Source organism: Streptomyces sp. NBC_01241 (genome assembly GCF_041435435.1).
Lineage (GTDB): Bacteria > Actinomycetota > Actinomycetes > Streptomycetales > Streptomycetaceae > Streptomyces.
Window position 1 is genome coordinate 7,329,597 of record NZ_CP108494.1, and the last position, 14,712, is coordinate 7,344,308.

Below are 14,712 nucleotides of genomic sequence, written 5' to 3' on the forward strand. Positions count from 1 at the left end.
GTCGGCAGTGATGGAGCAAGGCGTAGGGGCCGCAAGGTCACCAGGGAGGCTGTTGAGGCTTCAGTGCACAACAGGCATGGAATGCAAGACTCCGGTAAGGAGTGTGACGTACATCACAGGTTGATTCGAGAGACTTACGGCTATAGCTCTCGTTAGGCTGGGCACACCACTACGGCAATGAAGCCCTCGTGGCGGGAAGGCCGGCGCGTGATTCCCCGATTAAGGATTTGACATGCCTATCGTCTCCGGGCTTACGGACCCACTGTTGGTAAAGCTCTTCCATACTGGTCAGACAGACAAGCAGATTGCTGAGCGGTTTGGTATTTCCGTGCAAGCTGTTTCCAAAAGGCGCATGAAGCTTGGTCTCATCAGAAAACCAGTGTCTCGTAAAGTCAACGATTATTTGGCTGCACGATGGGACATCTGGGCTCCTAGTGAGGGGACAGGGCACCACAACGCGTACTCGGGCAAGGCGCTGAAGGTCTGGCTTCGGATGCGCCTAGGCGATAGTGGTCTGAGCCAGAAGCAGGAGCACTTGGCTCAGCAGTGGGAGCGCCGGCTGAGGGAGCAAAACGAAGTCCTCTGCTACGACCCTGACCCCCAGAGAGGTTGGTTCTACCGGCCGCGGACAGCCAGGGACGGACAGCGTGTCATCGACTGGCCAGACGGCCTACCGTACCCAGATGAGGGATTCAAGAGGGCGTTGGATCTACCGCCCCAGGAGCTTTGAGAGACTGCTTGACCTTCCAGACCCCCTGTGACCAGGGGGTCTTTTGTTTTTCTTAGGTTGGCCTAATGGTTGTAGTGAGGGGCATGTGATGCACGTCACGTTGATTCGAGATGTAGTTCGACTATGGACTTGTGTATGTTTCGTGTGGGGGATGCACCGATCAAGGGAGCATCCAGTGGTTTGGGGGGTTGCATGCTCCGACTGATCTCGTCTCAAGAAGCCAGCACCTCGGCTGAAGAAGACGTACTGAAGATGATCTACGGGGGCTCAATCACCAAGACCCACACGTGGGTTGAGACGTCCGCCCTGCTGGTGACGAAGTGTCAAGGTCAGCCGTTCGGGACGTACTACGTGATCGTCCTGACGAACGATTTCTGTGAAGACGACATATCTGAACTCGACCGCCTTGAGGGCGAGTTGGGGAAGAAGTTGGACGACTGCGTTGTTGAGCGAGAGAGGTACGAAGGGGCTCACCCGTTTTTTCCGGGGAGTCAGTACTTCCACCTTGTGACGATCTACGGGGGCTAAACCCGGACCATGTCAACGAGGGCCATGTCACTCAGGGACATGGCCCTTTAGTTTGGCCAGAAACGATCTAGTCAGCATCAACGATGTTGACGCTTAGGAGGTTAAGTGAAGACGAGCATTGAGAACCAGCCGCGGTCTGTCTCGCAGACTGAGCAGTACCTTGACAAGTGCGCCTGGCAGTACAAGCTCAAGCGCATCGACCGAGTGGCAGCACGGCCGGCGGCCTGGAGTCACCAGGGGACAGCCTTCCACTCCGCGGCTGAGGCTCTGGAGAGGTCGGATCGAACTATGACCGAGGAGGAGGCGGTTCAGCTCTTCTCTGACCAGTACAGCGCTCTTGTGAACAAGTCGATGAGTCAGGAGCCCAATCTTGACTGGTGGATGACTGCTAATCAGAAGCCTGCCGGCCAGGACATCGAGGACCGGTACACACTCGGACAGCAGCAGGTTCGGGACTACGTGAAGTGGTCCAAGGAGAACCAACCCTCCTTCGTCGTCGTGAAGAACGACAAGGGGGAGGAGAAGATGGGCCTGGAACTGTATTTCAAGGTTGAGCTGGGCGGTGTGGCTGTCCGCGGCTACATCGACCAACTGCCCCTGGAGCCTGATGGCTCGACTCGGGTTCGAGACCTCAAGACCGGTTCGACCAAGTCAAAGTTTCAGCTTGAGACGTACAAGGTTGCCACAGAGAAGCAGTGGGGATTGAAGGTCAACAAGGGGGACTGGTACCTCGGGAAGACGGGGAAGTTGTCCCCCGTGAAGGGTGTGGACCTCTCCAAGGTGACCGAGGAGGAGGTTGCGGCCAAGTACGTGGAGATGGACCAGGGCGTGAAGGCCGGCAACTATCTGGCCAACCCGTCATCCTGGAACTGCAACTTCTGCGATGTGAGCCACGCTTGCTCGTTTTCTCGTGCCCGCTAGGTTGATTCGAGACCTAGACTGTGCCATACTGGAGACAGAGGGGAAGAGGGGCTCGAAGTTGGAGCCCCTTCCCTCGACTCCGTAAGTTGATACGAGATTTGGAGCGCAGGTGTCTGATGTGAAGACGTTCAATGATCTGTCGGAAGACCAGAAGGAAGCGGCGGCCTCTGCAAGTGCCCTTGTGGTGATGATGCTCCAGGATGTTCAGGAAGACTCAGACTTCTCCGAGGAGGAGAAGATCGAAATTACCTTCCATGCTCGGGATCTGATCTCTGCATACCTCGAAGTTCATATGGCAGTTGATCGTGATGTGGCTGAGTCCACTGCCACCAACCTTCTGATCGGTTTCTTCGAGGATGGGCACCTGAAGTGAAGCAGATCAGCTACACCAGCGATGAGACGTTCTACGTAGCCGACAGAAGCATTGACGCTGTACGGGAGCGACTTGAGCATTTTGGAAGCAAGATCGGTTGGGCAACTCCTCTTGAGGCTTGGAGTGATCTGGGCTACTGGGACCGGGTAGAGAACTACGAGGACTTCGAAGTCTTCGAGTTCCGGGTGACTGAGAAGATCACCAAGGTTGAACCTCCCTACTCATTTTAGGAGTTGCAGTGAGTGTGGCCTATCAAGACCGTGATGGCGACATGTGGTACTGGGATGCCAATAACGAGGGGTATTACACAGGAGACATGTGGGACTTCATCTCTCTTGACCAACTGAAGGATAGGTACGGACCTCTGGCGGTTCATGAGGAGGGTTCCAGTGAATTCGTTCCTGAGCCTGAGTCTCAGGAGCAGTTGTTCCGTCGAGTAGTTCGTGAAGAGCTGGATCGTCGTTTTGGAAGGGTTCACACGTGAGCGCGCGAGATGAACTGTTTGCTGAAATGGCAGAGCACCTGACTGGTGATGAGCGGAACGAGCTCATTGACGCCTTCGCTCATGAGCTTGCTCTGTCGCAGCAGAGGATGGAACTCCCCGAGTCTCGTGAGCAGCACTGGGTTCGGTTTGGAATCAACATCGCTGCTGCTCTGATCGATCCTTACGAGGAGGACTGAGCCATTAATAGTTGGCACCATGCCCAGTCCGCGGCTAAGAAGTGGGGCGGCACAGCCGCTGACTACCTGCCGATTGAGGAGTACATCGACTCTTCGAAGTCCATCCTTGGGGACGTACGACACCGGGCCATGTTTCACCACACCCTTGGTGTGTGGCTGGTTCAGGAGAAGTTCGGTCCTACCATCTCCGTCACCAAGTCCTCTGGCAAGGTCGTCCAGGTCCCGACTCGGCTCATTGCCGAGAGGCACATCATCGAAGACCTGGGTTGGCTGCCGTCGCCGGCTGACTACCTCAAGAACACTCCCGTTGAGAAGTGGATGTCTGGTTCTCAGCGCAAGGAAGTTCCCCTCTCTACCCTTCTCCTCAATCAGCCTTCGGAGGTCTGACTGTGACTACTGACACGAACTTCCTCGGTATGCCTGTCTCTGGTGACATTACTCATGGATCAACTCGTAGAGAGCAGAAGCCTCTTGAGGAGCTTGCTCCTCTCTTCCAGGCGCTCATTGATGACCCGACCATTGTTGAGTTCGGGTGGCGTCAGTACACGCCATATTTCAATGACGGGGACACCTGTGAGTTTGGTGTCAACGGTCTGTGGGCCCGAACCACTGCTGAGGTTGACACGGATGAGGAGGAGTTCTCTTCTATGTATGACCTAGATGTTGACTACCACCCGAGCCTTGGAAAGGTGTCTGGTCACTACGAGGGTGAGTGGCCTGACCGGAAGTTTGTCCGAGATGGCTATGAGGGGCCGGACGAGGACCGTTACAACCGCTGCCAGGAGCTTGATGGAGCCCTTCAGTCCGGAGCCTTCGATAACGTCCTCCTGGACCACTTTGGGGACCATGCCCTGATCACTGTCCGGAAGGGCAGCATCGAGGTTGAGTTCCACGACCACGACTGATCTTTTTTGCTCCTGATGAGGTTGATTCGAGATGTTCAGGGTGCTAGGGTACAGGTAAGAGGTAGAGTCCAAATACCTCGCAGATAGCGAGGTGTAAGGGGGACTCGCCTTGTACTCCAAGACCGTTCGTACCGTGTTCATCGCAGCCCTGTTGGCAGTCGGCACAGTTGCCTGTTCTTCGGAACCTTCTCCGTCTGTGCCGGCTCCGTCCTCCAGCTCCGCCGCGGAAGCGGCGAATGGGGAGCCCACTCGGAAGGAGGGGGCAGCGAAGTACCTGGAAATCGTTGCTCCCTCCAATGCCGAACTGGACAAGTGTCTTCCAGTCCTCAACCCCCTTCGTACTTCTGGGGAGTCGAAGTCGAGGGACTTCCCCAAGCTTCGTAAAGCCTGTGCTGGAGTTCCTGCGGCCAACAGGAAGTTTGCTGATGACCTGTCTAGAGCTTCCTGGCCTGCTGAGGCTCAGAAGTCTGTGGATCAGCTCGTGGACGAGTTGAGAGCTGCTCAGTTGGCTTGGGAGGGTGTTGCTAAGGCCAACAACCACGATGACCTGTTCGACCCGAAGTACCCATTGCCAGATGACGGGACCGCCGCGGCCATGGTACGAGCACACCTTGGTCTGCCGGCTGTTGAAGACGTTGAGGAGTAGAAGTGAGTGCACGAGAAGAGCTGTACGCAGCCCTGATGAAGGGCGGGCCTCATTCTCCGGATCGATCCGAGAAGGCCAGTTACCTGATTGACAACCTCCTTCACGAGGAGGCTGAGAAGATCCGTAGACATGCAGAACCTAAGTCTGACCGTGTCTACGCAATGGGGGCTTTCGTGGCTGCTGACATGATTGACCCATACGCCAAGTAGCTAGGCACACACTGAGGGGCCCGAGGACAACACCTCGGGCCCTTCTTCATGTTCAGAAGGAGTTACATGTATAGCTTGGTCCAATCTGCGAGGATCAAGGGTTCCGCGGGGGAACCAATCCCCAATCCCTCCAAGGCACTTCAGAAGCTGGACGTCGAGTTCCGACGAGGAGAACTCTCCCTCGTTGCGGCCGGCCCTGGAACGGGCAAGAGCCTTTTTGCCATCAACCTTGCTCTCTATGGCTCCATGCCGGTCATGTACTGGTCCGCCGACTCGAACGCTGCAACACAGCTCAGTCGAGCTACGGCCATCCTGACTGGAGACAGCGTCAAGGATGTGAAGAAGTCCCTCCTGGAAGGGGATTTCTCCGAGTACGAACGGGTACTCGGTGACAAATGGTGGGTCCGCATGTCCTATGATGCCATGCCGACGCCGGCTGACATGGAAGCTGACCTGGAGATCTATTACGAGGTCTTCGGCTGTTACCCCCATCTGTGTGTAGTGGACAACATCACCAACGTGGACACGGGAGGAGCCTCGGATGCTGAGTCCTTCACATTTGGCCTGGAGGGCATGTGTGAGTACCTCAGCGACATGGCCAGGCAGACCGAATCGCATGTGATGGCTCTTCACCATGTGACAGGGGAGTGGTCCGATGGTCTCAAGCCCATCCCGTTGTCCGGGGTGAAGGGAAAGATCGGTCGTGTGCCGGCCCTGGTCCTGACTATCCATCGGGAGCCTGATGAGCAGGGAATGAACCGGATTCTCAATGTCTCGGATGTGAAGAATCGCGAAGGCTTTGCGGATGCCTCGGGCAACACCTTTGCCCGGCTTGAGCTTGACAGTCAAACGCTGCGTCTCAAGGACGCATCAGATGCTATGGGTATCAACTTCTAGGAGGAACCATGCAGTTCAATGTGGAAGACAAGGCCATCTGCACACTGACCGACTCTGTTGTGAAGATCAAGTATGGCCCGTACCTCACCAGTGGTGGCGTGGAGGCATACCTTGCGGAGTGGACTGAGGGTGTAGAGAAGGGCCGTTCGTCAGTGGTCTGGGCTGTAGATCTCCAGCCGGCCCCCAAGTTCATGGTGGGGCAGGAGGTCACCAGCCCTAAGGGTGCGAGCTTTGAGCTTGTGTCTGGCCCCTTTCCCGTTGATGAAACTGACACCTTTTGGGTAGTCAAGGACCAGGCTGGCTTCTTCGATCAGGTGTGGGAGAGGTACATGCTCCCTGTGGTGTGATCCAGTTCACACCTTCACAACTCCTCCAAAGTTGATTCGAGATCTACACAAGGCTATGATGGAGATATGAACACGAAGAAGAAGGCAGCGAAGCACGTCGGGTTCGGCATACAGAAGGACATCATCGGGGAGGAAGCGGTTCTCCTGCTCCGCATCTCGAACCCCCGCCGGCTGAACACGAAGATCCTCGGTGAGGTTCTGGTCAAGTACTTCCGCGGTGGTTACAAGACCCTGATCCTGTCCAAGAATCGGGGGATTCAGGAGAAGTTGAACCTCCTGGAGTTCCTTGGCCGGCTTCAGGCTACGTACCAGGAGAGTCGTCTCCTTAATTTCGAGCGTAAGTTGATTCGAGACCGCGTTGTCTTCTAAGACCAGAAACTGCACTCGGTGCAAGAAGAACCGGGCTCTGAGGTTCTTCTCCCCGCGGGGCCGGATCTGTTCCGGCTGTCAGAAGAAGGGTCGCTCAAAGGCGACTCATGAGGCTCGGGTTCAAGAGACATACGGACTTCTGCCAAACGAGTTCGACAAGCTGATGGAAGCTCAGGACGGAAAGTGTGCCGGCTGCGGTCAGAAGAGGAATTACCGCCTTGACTGTGACCACGACCACAAGAACGGTTGGCTCCGCGGAGGACTGTGCCGGGGCTGTAACCGAAAGATCTTGCCTTACGCCAAGGACAACCCCGCCACTCTAAGGGCCTTGGCTGACTACCTGGAAAATCCCGTTGCGATCCAAGTTCTTGGAATCCGCCTTCACATCGACTTCCGTAAGGACACTGACTGATGGACACCAACACCCTTACCTCTCGTGACCTCATTGGCAGCATCCACTTCATGAAGCAGCTCCAGCGTGAGTACAACTTCCCCATCAACGTCTTCCAGGAGGACGAGCATGGTAACCGGACGCTTCTCCGAGTCGAGCCGGCCGGTATCTAAGCCACCGATTGACAAGGTCTTCGAGCACTTCTACCCAGAGGCCCGTCTCTCGTACGGCCCTGGCTGGAACGCCAATTGGCAGAAGATTCTCTGTCCGATCCATGTAGAGGATCGACCCAGCGCATCAATCCATCTGGATTTGAACCGCTGGAAATGTCACGCGTGTGACATCTCCGAGGACAGCCTAGACATCATCATGAGGGAGGAGAGCATTGGCTTCCGGGAAGCGCAAGAGTGGGCAGGTGCCTGGATCGCCGGAAGCGGCGAAGTTCTACCAGGAGCAATACCGAGGGAGCCCAGCAGAGGAGTACCTGATCGCCCGCGGTTTGGGCGAGGGGGCAGAGAAGTTTCTTCCCGGGTACGTAGGCGATTCGGTGAAGGTGGGTCATGAGGGCTACCGAAACCACCTGGTAATTCCCTACCTAAGGCCGGCTGGGATCAAGTACATCTCCACTGTGAGGTTCCGGTGTATCCGGGATGAGTGCGTGAAGGATCTTGATGGGCAGTACCACTTCTACAAGGGCCAGAAGGAAGAGCACGGTACTCACTCGAAGTACATGTCCCTTCCTGCTGACTCACCGCGGCTCTACAACACCGTGGGTCTTATCACCCCTAGTCCCTATGTCGCTATCGCTGAAGGCGAGTTCTCTGCCTGGGCAGTGGAGCTGGATGGCATCCCGTCTGTCGCTCTCCAGGGGGTGAGTGCCTGGAAGGACCATTTCGAGCGGGCCTTCGCCGGCTACGAGAAGGTGTTCATCCTCGGTGACGGGGACGATGCAGGAAACAAGATGACAGAGAAGCTTGCCTCTCGACTCCCCAATGGGATACCGGTTGAGCTTCCCGCGGGTTCTGATCCTGACTCTCTCCGTCGTGAACAGGGCAACGGAGTTATTCGACGACTGCTTGGTTTGGAGAAGTGATGTTCAAGGTAGGAGATCGAGTTGAGATCACCTCTGTTGATTCCCTTGATGGGGAACTCGGGGAGGTCGTAGAAGTCCACAAGGAAGGCTTCCTCTCGGATATCCGAGTCCATCTGGACGGAGACAAGGAGATGGGGTATTCCCCCCTCTGGTTCGGTCCTAGCGAGTTTCGGAAGGTGGAGCAGGCATGAGTATCTTCAAGGTCGGGAACCGTGTGGTGGTTGTAAACAGGGAAACCATGTTTTCTCTTGAGCGTGGAGAGGTGGTAAACATTAAGGCAGGCTCTGATTTCCCTATCAGGGTCGCCTTGGACGTGAACGCGGTGTGGTCGTTCCAGCCTGACGAGTTGGAGCTTGAACCCATCTACGACGCCCTTAGTGCGAAGCCTGTCGAGGAGTCCTCTTTTTTTGCTCCTGAAGTTGATTCGAGACTTGTGGAGGAGTTCGTTGAGGGCTTCGGGGGGATGAGTCCTGAAGAGGATGTGATCAATTCTCCTTCTCACTACACCTCTCATCCTTCTGGGGTTGAGTGCATCACGGTTACTGAACACATGGACTTCCTGACGGGGTCAGTCTTTAAGTACCTGTGGAGAAAGGACGAAAAGCACCCAACTCCCCTTGTGGACCTTCGAAAGGCCCGCTGGTACTTGGATCGACTCATCGCAAGGGAGGAAGCTCGTGCTGGACTGGAGTAATGAAGAGTGGGCCCCTATCCCTATTCAAGGCTTCGCCGGCTATGAGGTTTCCTCCTTGGGGAATGTGCGTAGTTGGAAAAACGCTAGGTGGGGGCGAGCCCCTTTTCCTCAGGCGTTGAAGCAGAGCAATAAGGGCAAGTACGGCTACAAGCAAGTAAACCTTGGTAACGGGTCAGGTGGCTACGAGTCCTTTGAGGTCCAGCAACTAGTAGCTCTCAGCTTTCACGGGCCTAAACCCTCTTCTGTGCATCAGGTGGCTCACGGGGACGGAAACCCCGCCAACAACCACAAGGACAACCTTCGGTGGGCTACAGCCAAGGAGAACGCTTCAGATAAGTACCTCCATGGGACTGTTCCCAGGGGAGAGAGCACACATAATTCCAAGCTGACCGAAGATGACGTGCGTGAGATTAGAGGTCTTCTTGGCTGTATTCCCCAGTCTCAGATTGCTAAGAGATTCAACATCTCTGAGTCAGGTGTTACCTACATCAAACAAGGCAAGATTTGGGGCCATGTCCAATGACGATCTACCAAGCCTGGTTTGTCGATGCCCACGAAAGCATCTGTGAACTGAACGTTGGCTCCATGCAGCTTGGAGATCACGTCTTCGATTTCGATTTTGATAGTGCCAGCACTGTCATCGAAGAAGCTCTTGAGTCTCTGCCGGCTGGCAAGGCTCTTGTTATCAAGGAGGTCCGCGGTTGAAGACCATTGCGTTCATCTCAGATCTCCAAATGCCTTTCCATGACAGGAAGTCTTGGAAGGCGGTCCTGAACTTCATCAAGGACCAGCAGCCGGATGAGGTCGTGAACATTGGGGATGTCACGGACTATCCCCAGCCCTCCCGCTGGACCGAGGGCACCAAGGCAGAGTTCGAGGGCGGGGCCCTCAAGGACGCTGAGTACACCCGTCGTTACTACTGTGCGGCTCTCCGAGCCGTCTACGACGGGCCCTCTTCCCTGATCAAGTCGAACCATGGCCTTCGGCCGGCACAGTACTTCGCCAAGAAGGCACCTGCCCTCCTGGACGACGATCACCCCAACCCGTTTACCGAGGACAAGCTTCTCCGGCTGGACGAATGGGGAATCGACTTCCATGAGGACTTCTACGACTTTGCGCCTGGGTGGACTGCCACTCATGGACATCTCGGTTTCAGTCTGAGCCGGTATGCCGGTGGCACGGCTATTGGTGCGGCTCGAAAGATCGGGAAGTCCGTGGTGTGTGGACACACCCACAAGGCGGGACTCATCTCTGAGTCCCGCGGTTACAAGGGCAAGGTTGAGACCATCACTGGTCTTGAAATCGGAAACCTGATGGAAATGAACCAGGCTGCCTATCTGAAGTACGGAGCTGCCAACTGGCAGCAGGCATTCGGGATTGTGAGGGTGGACGGCAAGAAGGTCTTCCCAGAACTGGTCATGATCGATGGTCATGAGTTCTCTGTGAATGGGGTGAAGTATGGCGCTTGATACGGGTGGTTGGGGTGTCACCTCTGATTACGCACGTCCCGGAACGCTCTGCCTGGAAGTGGACGAGGGTGGATGGATCGTTGTTCACAACGAGAATCCTCTCACGGTAAACCAGTTGCGTGCTCTCTCGAATGTTCTCAACAAGGCAGCCGCTGAACTGGCTGCGGATCTGCTGGAGGAAAGCTGATGACCACACGAATTTTTACCTCTGAAGAGCTTGAGGGGATTGGGGTTCCCTTCGAGTGTGATGGCTCTGAGGGGACTGCTGAAGAGCTTCACCGTGAGCTGTGGGACACCACCCGATGGGCTCATGTCTATGAGTTCGTCTTCCGAGCCCCTGACGACGGAAAGGCGTACGCGGTCTATTACCGCGTGGGAGCTACGGAGATGCAGGACCAGGATCTCTGGAACTGGGAGGACAGCATCGAGGCCGTTGAGGTTGAAGAGGTCCGGGTGGTGTCCACTGAATGGAAGCCTGTGAAGGAGAGCAAGTGACTGCCCGAGAATGTTGGGAGTGTGGAGATCCACTAAGTCCTTTCGATGAGGATCTCTGTGAGTGGTGTGAGCCCGATGACGATGAAGAGGAGGACGAGTGACGGAAGAGCAGTTCGACTGGGAGCCTCTGATTGAGATTGCAGGCAAGGTTGCCTGGGAGATCGCAGAGAAGTGGTCGGTAGTTGAGGCCGATGATGTGAAGCAGGAGATTCTTGAGCACCTGCTTCGGGAGCGGAATACCATTGCTCCCCATGTCAATGATGAGGAGTTCCTCCGGAAGGTCTGCTGGACAGCCGGCAAGCGGTATGCCTCGAAGGAGCGCAATCACTATGACTTGATGGACGATCAGTATTTCTACACTCCTGAAGAGGTCCGGATTGCTCTGAAGTCCTTCATCTACTCGGATGAGGAGATTGGGCAGGTCATTGGGAAGAAGGATGACCTGACCCGTGCTCGGATCTCAGACAACATTGTGTCTGCCCGTACTGATGCCTCCAAGGCTATTTCCAAGCTTTCCAAGGGTTATCAGGAGGCCGTACAGAGGGTGTTCATCTACGGCCTCCCTCCGAAGGACGAGAACGAGCGTAGGGCGGCTTACAGGGCCGTTGACTCCCTGACTCAGATCATGAACCGGAACATCCGGACAGGGCGGTAACTGAAATGACAGACTTTAAGAATGAGACTTCGGCCGTAGTATTTTCCAGGACTTACAGCCGTACAAAACCTGATGGCACACAGGAGTCCTGGGCAGAAACTGTGAACCGTGTAGTAGATGGCAACCTGAAGTTGGTTGCCCCGCGGTACATCGAGGAGGGAGAGCGGGAGGCCCTGATCGAGATGCTTGAGAGCTTCAAGGTGCTGCCTGCTGGTCGGCATCTGAAGTCCTCGGGGGTCAACGACTTTGCCCTTAACAACTGTTGGGCCGCCGGCTGGGACAGCTCGAAGCCTGAGGAGCACTTCACCTTCACCCTCCTTCGTCTTGCGGAGGGTGGGGGAGTGGGCTCGAACTACAGCACCCGGTACCTGGGGGACTTCCCTCCCGTTCAGGTTCCGGTGAACGTCCACATCGTCTGTGACCCTGAGCACCAGGACTACGCAGACATGGTGGAGTCTGGTCTCATCTCAACTGAGTACAGCCACACTTGGGCGGGTGCCTTCCCTGTGGAGGACAGTCGAGAAGGTTGGGCCGCGGCTCTTGGAGACCTGATCCGTACGGCTCATGACCCGAAGACTCGTCACACTCAGAGGGTCTACGACGTTAGCCGGGTTCGCTGCAAGGGCTCTCCGCTGAAAACCTTTGGGGGTACCGCCTCGGGCCCCGAGCCCTTCGCAGAGATGATGGTGGAGGTTGGTCAGATCCTCACCAGTGGGTATTTGGACGGAGCTGACATCTACGAGTACTACCGTCTAACCGGCATTGATGCCATGAGGATTGACCATGCCATCGCTACCGCGATTGTGGCTGGCGGTGTTCGTCGCTCCGCTCGCATGTCCATCATGCGTTGGGATGACACAGACATCTTTGACTTCATCAACATCAAGGCTCAGGGAGGTCACTGGACCACCAACATCTCTGTGGAGGTGGATGAGAAGTTCTTTGAGACACGAGACAAGTACCTCGGTGGTCATGCCTACGATGTCCTTCGGGCTATCTCTGAAGGCATGCTCCGGAATGGTGAGCCTGGAGTATGGAACTCTGCTCTCACCGCGGAAGGGGAGGTGGACGGGACCTTCACCACGAACCCTTGTGGTGAGGCAACTCTGACTCCTTGGGAGCCGTGCAACCTGGGCTCAGTCAACCTGGGTGCCTTCGTTGACTCTGAGGGAGAGGTTGACCGGGACGGACTGTTCAAGGCTCACAGGCTCATTACCCGGTACCTAATTCGGGCCACCTTTGCTGAGGTGGCCGACCCCAAGTCGGCTGAAGCAATTGCCCGTTACCGTCGTATCGGGGTGGGTCATCTTGGGTTCGCTGACTACCTGTACAAGCAGGCCATTCGATACACGGAGGCGGATGAGACCTACAACGTTGCCGTGGATCTCTCTGAGTGGGCCTCAGAGGTTGACGAGGCAGCAGCCGAGTACGCCAACGAACTTCGTATCCCGGTCCCGATCAAGAAGAGGGTGATTGCTCCGACTGGCACGACTTCGAAGCTTGCCGGCGTCTCGGGGGAGGCGGTTCATGCTCCCTTCGCTGACTACTTCATCCGTAGGATTCGGTTCTCTGATCTGGAGCCGGCTGAGATTGCTCAGGTGGAGGAGTACAGGAAGCAGGGCTATCGGGTAGAGCCTTGTCAGTACGCAGCCAACACCACTGTTGTGGAGATCCCTACGAAGGACAGCCTTCTTGATGAGCTGGAGTACCCCGAGTACTTCCAGCACGCTGGGGAACTGACGATCCGGGACATGCTGAACGTTCAGAGGATGTATCAGGAGTACTGGGCAGACCAGGCCGTGAGCTACACGGCCAACATTGATCCTTCGGAGTACACCGCGGAAGAGCTTGCCGGCCTCCTGGCTGAGTACCTGCCTGAACTTAAGGGGACGACTTGCTTCCCTGAGATGTCCATGGCTCAGAGTCCTTACGAGAGGATTTCCAAGGAGGAGTACAGGGTTCGGGCCGAAGAGGTTGGGATCGAGGTCACGGACACTGGCTACGATGAGGTTTGTAGTAGTGGATCTTGTGGGCTGCCGTAACCCCTGTGTGACCCAGACCACTGCACCCTAGGTTGATTCGAGACATAGCATCTGCCACACTGGAACTAGAGAGCAAGGGAGAGGGGCTTCACCGCCCCTCTCCTTCTAGGAGGACTTAATGACTGACTTTGACCCTACGTCTCCGTGGGGCGAGCGCTCGCCCTGGGAGATCGCACAGCCTGACACCAACACCGCCCCGGAGGCGCCTGTGACCAACCAGCCTGCTCCTGTTGCCACTTCCCCGAACCCCTTCAAGATTGGCTTCACTCTCAAGGCGGCGTCTGGTTATGACGCCGAGTGGTTGACGCCGACTGTCTATGGCGCTTCTGCTGAGGAGACCGCGCAGCGAGGCAAGGATCTCCTCGTTGCGATGAAGAACATTGGTCTTATCGAGTTCACCGCTCAGGCTGCTGCGTACACCCGCGGAACCTTCCTCGGAGGAGGTAAGGCCAAGCCGGCTGCTTCGGCTCCTCAGGCTCAGCCGACCTTCCAGAACGGGCAGGTTCAGTACCAGCAGCCAGCACAGGCGCCTCAGGCACCGTTTGGTGCAGCCGCGGGTGGGGACACCTGCACTCACGGTCGCACCCCTCGTGAGGGTACGAACACTAAGGGCCCGTGGGCGGCGCTGTTCTGTAACGAGCGAAACAAGGCAGCTCAGTGTCCGCCGCTGTGGCGGGGTAAGGACGGCACCTACTCCTAATCCCTCTTTTTTGTTGCTTAAGTTGATTCGAGACTGAGTCTTCTGGGGGCCGGTAATCCGGCCGGCCCCCTTTGGTCCTTCATTGGAGTCAGATGAACACAGTGGGCAAGAGTCTGTTAGCTGGAACCGCGGTCCTCCTGATTGGTACAGCAGGAGCAGGCATAGCAACTGGGCTTTCAGAGCCTGATGTTGAGGTACAGGAGGTCTACCTTCCCAGCCCGAAGGTAACCGAGACTCACGAGGTCCCTGTTCCTGGTCCCACGGTCACCAAGAAGGTGACCATCACCAAGACCGTTCGTCCTGAGATTTCGAAGGAAGTCACCCGCTCCAACGAGCGGAATTGGAAGCCGAAGACTAAGGCTCCCGCGGCTCCTTCTGGGAGTGCTCGGAGCATTGCTCGATCCATCTTCGGATCTCAGTTCTCCTGTGCTGATGCTCTGATCTCCAAGGAGTCTGGCTGGAACGCCCAGGCGACCAACCCGAGTTCAGGTGCGTACGGGCTTCCCCAGTCCCTGCCTGGCTCCAAGATGGCGTCAGCTGGAGCGGACTGGAGGACCAACCCGGCTA

Annotated in this window: 27 protein-coding genes and 1 pseudogene; all 28 read left to right on the forward strand. The window is 56.3% G+C overall.

Going from position 1 to position 14,712, the window contains the following annotated elements:
* Nucleotides 1-232 precede the first annotated feature (232 nt).
* Nucleotides 233-730, forward strand: a complete 498-nt coding sequence (locus OG306_RS33265) for a hypothetical protein (RefSeq protein ID WP_371665997.1) — start codon at nucleotides 233-235, stop codon at nucleotides 728-730.
* 192 nt (nucleotides 731-922) lie between these two features.
* Nucleotides 923-1,258 carry a hypothetical protein gene (locus OG306_RS33270; RefSeq protein ID WP_371665998.1) on the forward strand — a complete coding sequence of 112 codons (336 nt, stop codon included), beginning with the start codon at nucleotides 923-925 and terminating at the stop codon, nucleotides 1,256-1,258.
* Nucleotides 1,259-1,363: 105 nt separating this feature from the next.
* Nucleotides 1,364-2,179 carry a RecB family exonuclease gene (locus OG306_RS33275; protein WP_371665999.1) on the forward strand — a complete coding sequence of 272 codons (816 nt, stop codon included), beginning with the start codon at nucleotides 1,364-1,366 and terminating at the stop codon, nucleotides 2,177-2,179.
* A 109-nt stretch (nucleotides 2,180-2,288) separates the two neighbouring features.
* The gene (locus OG306_RS33280; protein ID WP_371666000.1) at nucleotides 2,289-2,552 is read left to right on the forward strand and encodes a hypothetical protein; all 264 of its coding nucleotides are present in this window, start codon (nucleotides 2,289-2,291) and stop codon (nucleotides 2,550-2,552) included.
* Nucleotides 2,549-2,782 carry a hypothetical protein gene (locus OG306_RS33285; protein WP_371666001.1) on the forward strand — a complete coding sequence of 78 codons (234 nt, stop codon included), beginning with the start codon at nucleotides 2,549-2,551 and terminating at the stop codon, nucleotides 2,780-2,782. The genes OG306_RS33280 and OG306_RS33285 overlap by 4 nt, the downstream gene beginning before the upstream one ends.
* A gap of 8 nt (nucleotides 2,783-2,790) precedes the next feature.
* Nucleotides 2,791-3,036 carry a hypothetical protein gene (locus OG306_RS33290; RefSeq protein ID WP_371666002.1) on the forward strand — a complete coding sequence of 82 codons (246 nt, stop codon included), beginning with the start codon at nucleotides 2,791-2,793 and terminating at the stop codon, nucleotides 3,034-3,036.
* A complete protein-coding gene (locus OG306_RS33295; RefSeq protein ID WP_371666003.1) occupies nucleotides 3,033-3,233 on the forward strand; it encodes a hypothetical protein in 201 nt (66 codons plus the stop codon). The genes OG306_RS33290 and OG306_RS33295 overlap by 4 nt, the downstream gene beginning before the upstream one ends.
* A 3-nt stretch (nucleotides 3,234-3,236) precedes the next feature.
* Entirely contained in the window at nucleotides 3,237-3,620 is a 384-nt protein-coding gene (locus OG306_RS33300; RefSeq protein ID WP_371666290.1) for a DUF6915 family protein, read from the forward strand.
* A 2-nt stretch (nucleotides 3,621-3,622) separates the two neighbouring features.
* The gene (locus OG306_RS33305; RefSeq protein WP_371666004.1) at nucleotides 3,623-4,138 is read left to right on the forward strand and encodes a hypothetical protein; all 516 of its coding nucleotides are present in this window, start codon (nucleotides 3,623-3,625) and stop codon (nucleotides 4,136-4,138) included.
* Between the two features lie 133 nt (nucleotides 4,139-4,271).
* Nucleotides 4,272-4,784 carry a hypothetical protein gene (locus OG306_RS33310; RefSeq protein ID WP_371666005.1) on the forward strand — a complete coding sequence of 171 codons (513 nt, stop codon included), beginning with the start codon at nucleotides 4,272-4,274 and terminating at the stop codon, nucleotides 4,782-4,784.
* 2 nt (nucleotides 4,785-4,786) lie between these two features.
* Nucleotides 4,787-4,993, forward strand: coding sequence for a hypothetical protein (locus OG306_RS33315; protein ID WP_371666006.1), 207 nt, complete (start codon nucleotides 4,787-4,789; stop codon nucleotides 4,991-4,993).
* Between the two features lie 66 nt (nucleotides 4,994-5,059).
* Nucleotides 5,060-5,890, forward strand: a complete 831-nt coding sequence (locus tag OG306_RS33320; protein WP_371666007.1) for an AAA family ATPase — start codon at nucleotides 5,060-5,062, stop codon at nucleotides 5,888-5,890.
* 8 nt (nucleotides 5,891-5,898) lie between these two features.
* Complete coding sequence (locus OG306_RS33325) at nucleotides 5,899-6,237, forward strand: hypothetical protein (RefSeq protein WP_371666008.1); 339 nt, start codon at nucleotides 5,899-5,901, stop codon at nucleotides 6,235-6,237.
* 66 nt (nucleotides 6,238-6,303) lie between these two features.
* Nucleotides 6,304-6,606: a hypothetical protein gene (locus tag OG306_RS33330; protein WP_371666009.1), complete on the forward strand. Its 303-nt coding sequence runs from the start codon at nucleotides 6,304-6,306 to the stop codon at nucleotides 6,604-6,606.
* Nucleotides 6,596-7,018 (forward strand): endonuclease domain-containing protein, encoded by a 423-nt coding sequence (locus OG306_RS33335; protein ID WP_371666010.1) that lies wholly within the window; start codon nucleotides 6,596-6,598, stop codon nucleotides 7,016-7,018. The genes OG306_RS33330 and OG306_RS33335 overlap by 11 nt, the downstream gene beginning before the upstream one ends.
* The gene (locus OG306_RS33340) at nucleotides 7,018-7,170 is read left to right on the forward strand and encodes a hypothetical protein (protein WP_371666315.1); all 153 of its coding nucleotides are present in this window, start codon (nucleotides 7,018-7,020) and stop codon (nucleotides 7,168-7,170) included. Before OG306_RS33335 ends, OG306_RS33340 begins: the two co-directional genes overlap by 1 nt.
* Nucleotides 7,127-7,345 (forward strand): annotated as a pseudogene (locus OG306_RS33345) (hypothetical protein); the annotation flags it as partial. The gene OG306_RS33340 and the pseudogene OG306_RS33345, both read left to right, overlap by 44 nt.
* A 37-nt stretch (nucleotides 7,346-7,382) precedes the next feature.
* A complete protein-coding gene (locus OG306_RS33350; protein WP_371666011.1) occupies nucleotides 7,383-8,090 on the forward strand; it encodes a toprim domain-containing protein in 708 nt (235 codons plus the stop codon).
* On the forward strand, nucleotides 8,090-8,281 hold the full coding sequence (locus OG306_RS33355) for a hypothetical protein (protein ID WP_371666012.1): 192 nt from the start codon (nucleotides 8,090-8,092) through the stop codon (nucleotides 8,279-8,281). Before OG306_RS33350 ends, OG306_RS33355 begins: the two co-directional genes overlap by 1 nt.
* Nucleotides 8,278-8,784 (forward strand): DUF3310 domain-containing protein, encoded by a 507-nt coding sequence (locus tag OG306_RS33360; protein ID WP_371666013.1) that lies wholly within the window; start codon nucleotides 8,278-8,280, stop codon nucleotides 8,782-8,784. The genes OG306_RS33355 and OG306_RS33360 overlap by 4 nt, the downstream gene beginning before the upstream one ends.
* Nucleotides 8,768-9,307, forward strand: a complete 540-nt coding sequence (locus OG306_RS33365) for an HNH endonuclease (RefSeq protein WP_371666014.1) — start codon at nucleotides 8,768-8,770, stop codon at nucleotides 9,305-9,307. Before OG306_RS33360 ends, OG306_RS33365 begins: the two co-directional genes overlap by 17 nt.
* On the forward strand, nucleotides 9,304-9,489 hold the full coding sequence (locus OG306_RS33370) for a hypothetical protein (RefSeq protein WP_371666015.1): 186 nt from the start codon (nucleotides 9,304-9,306) through the stop codon (nucleotides 9,487-9,489). Before OG306_RS33365 ends, OG306_RS33370 begins: the two co-directional genes overlap by 4 nt.
* Complete coding sequence (locus OG306_RS33375) at nucleotides 9,486-10,253, forward strand: hypothetical protein (RefSeq protein ID WP_371666016.1); 768 nt, start codon at nucleotides 9,486-9,488, stop codon at nucleotides 10,251-10,253. Before OG306_RS33370 ends, OG306_RS33375 begins: the two co-directional genes overlap by 4 nt.
* The gene (locus tag OG306_RS33380) at nucleotides 10,243-10,440 is read left to right on the forward strand and encodes a hypothetical protein (protein WP_371666017.1); all 198 of its coding nucleotides are present in this window, start codon (nucleotides 10,243-10,245) and stop codon (nucleotides 10,438-10,440) included. The genes OG306_RS33375 and OG306_RS33380 overlap by 11 nt, the downstream gene beginning before the upstream one ends.
* The gene (locus tag OG306_RS33385; RefSeq protein WP_371666018.1) at nucleotides 10,440-10,748 is read left to right on the forward strand and encodes a hypothetical protein; all 309 of its coding nucleotides are present in this window, start codon (nucleotides 10,440-10,442) and stop codon (nucleotides 10,746-10,748) included. The genes OG306_RS33380 and OG306_RS33385 overlap by 1 nt, the downstream gene beginning before the upstream one ends.
* Before the next feature lie 97 nt (nucleotides 10,749-10,845).
* The gene (locus OG306_RS33390) at nucleotides 10,846-11,403 is read left to right on the forward strand and encodes a hypothetical protein (protein WP_371666019.1); all 558 of its coding nucleotides are present in this window, start codon (nucleotides 10,846-10,848) and stop codon (nucleotides 11,401-11,403) included.
* A gap of 5 nt (nucleotides 11,404-11,408) precedes the next feature.
* Nucleotides 11,409-13,445, forward strand: coding sequence for a ribonucleoside-triphosphate reductase, adenosylcobalamin-dependent (gene nrdJ, locus OG306_RS33395; protein WP_371666020.1), 2,037 nt, complete (start codon nucleotides 11,409-11,411; stop codon nucleotides 13,443-13,445).
* A gap of 118 nt (nucleotides 13,446-13,563) precedes the next feature.
* Nucleotides 13,564-14,145, forward strand: a complete 582-nt coding sequence (locus OG306_RS33400) for a hypothetical protein (protein ID WP_371666021.1) — start codon at nucleotides 13,564-13,566, stop codon at nucleotides 14,143-14,145.
* Nucleotides 14,146-14,712: the final 567 nt, after the last annotated feature.

Bases quoted from the DNA above. Each gene is read 5' to 3' on its own strand.
- OG306_RS33265 (WP_371665997.1), top strand. From the start codon at position 233: ATGCCTATCGTCTCCGGGCTTACGGACCCACTGTTGGTAAAGCTCTTC.
- OG306_RS33270 (WP_371665998.1), top strand. From the start codon at position 923: ATGCTCCGACTGATCTCGTCTCAAGAAGCCAGCACCTCGGCTGAAGAA.
- OG306_RS33320 (WP_371666007.1), top strand. From the start codon at position 5,060: ATGTATAGCTTGGTCCAATCTGCGAGGATCAAGGGTTCCGCGGGGGAA.
- OG306_RS33325 (WP_371666008.1), top strand. From the start codon at position 5,899: ATGCAGTTCAATGTGGAAGACAAGGCCATCTGCACACTGACCGACTCT.
- OG306_RS33330 (WP_371666009.1), top strand. From the start codon at position 6,304: ATGAACACGAAGAAGAAGGCAGCGAAGCACGTCGGGTTCGGCATACAG.
- OG306_RS33340 (WP_371666315.1), top strand. From the start codon at position 7,018: ATGGACACCAACACCCTTACCTCTCGTGACCTCATTGGCAGCATCCAC.
- OG306_RS33355 (WP_371666012.1), top strand. From the start codon at position 8,090: ATGTTCAAGGTAGGAGATCGAGTTGAGATCACCTCTGTTGATTCCCTT.
- OG306_RS33360 (WP_371666013.1), top strand. From the start codon at position 8,278: ATGAGTATCTTCAAGGTCGGGAACCGTGTGGTGGTTGTAAACAGGGAA.
- OG306_RS33370 (WP_371666015.1), top strand. From the start codon at position 9,304: ATGACGATCTACCAAGCCTGGTTTGTCGATGCCCACGAAAGCATCTGT.
- OG306_RS33380 (WP_371666017.1), top strand. From the start codon at position 10,243: ATGGCGCTTGATACGGGTGGTTGGGGTGTCACCTCTGATTACGCACGT.
- OG306_RS33385 (WP_371666018.1), top strand. From the start codon at position 10,440: ATGACCACACGAATTTTTACCTCTGAAGAGCTTGAGGGGATTGGGGTT.
- nrdJ (WP_371666020.1), top strand. From the start codon at position 11,409: ATGACAGACTTTAAGAATGAGACTTCGGCCGTAGTATTTTCCAGGACT.
- OG306_RS33400 (WP_371666021.1), top strand. From the start codon at position 13,564: ATGACTGACTTTGACCCTACGTCTCCGTGGGGCGAGCGCTCGCCCTGG.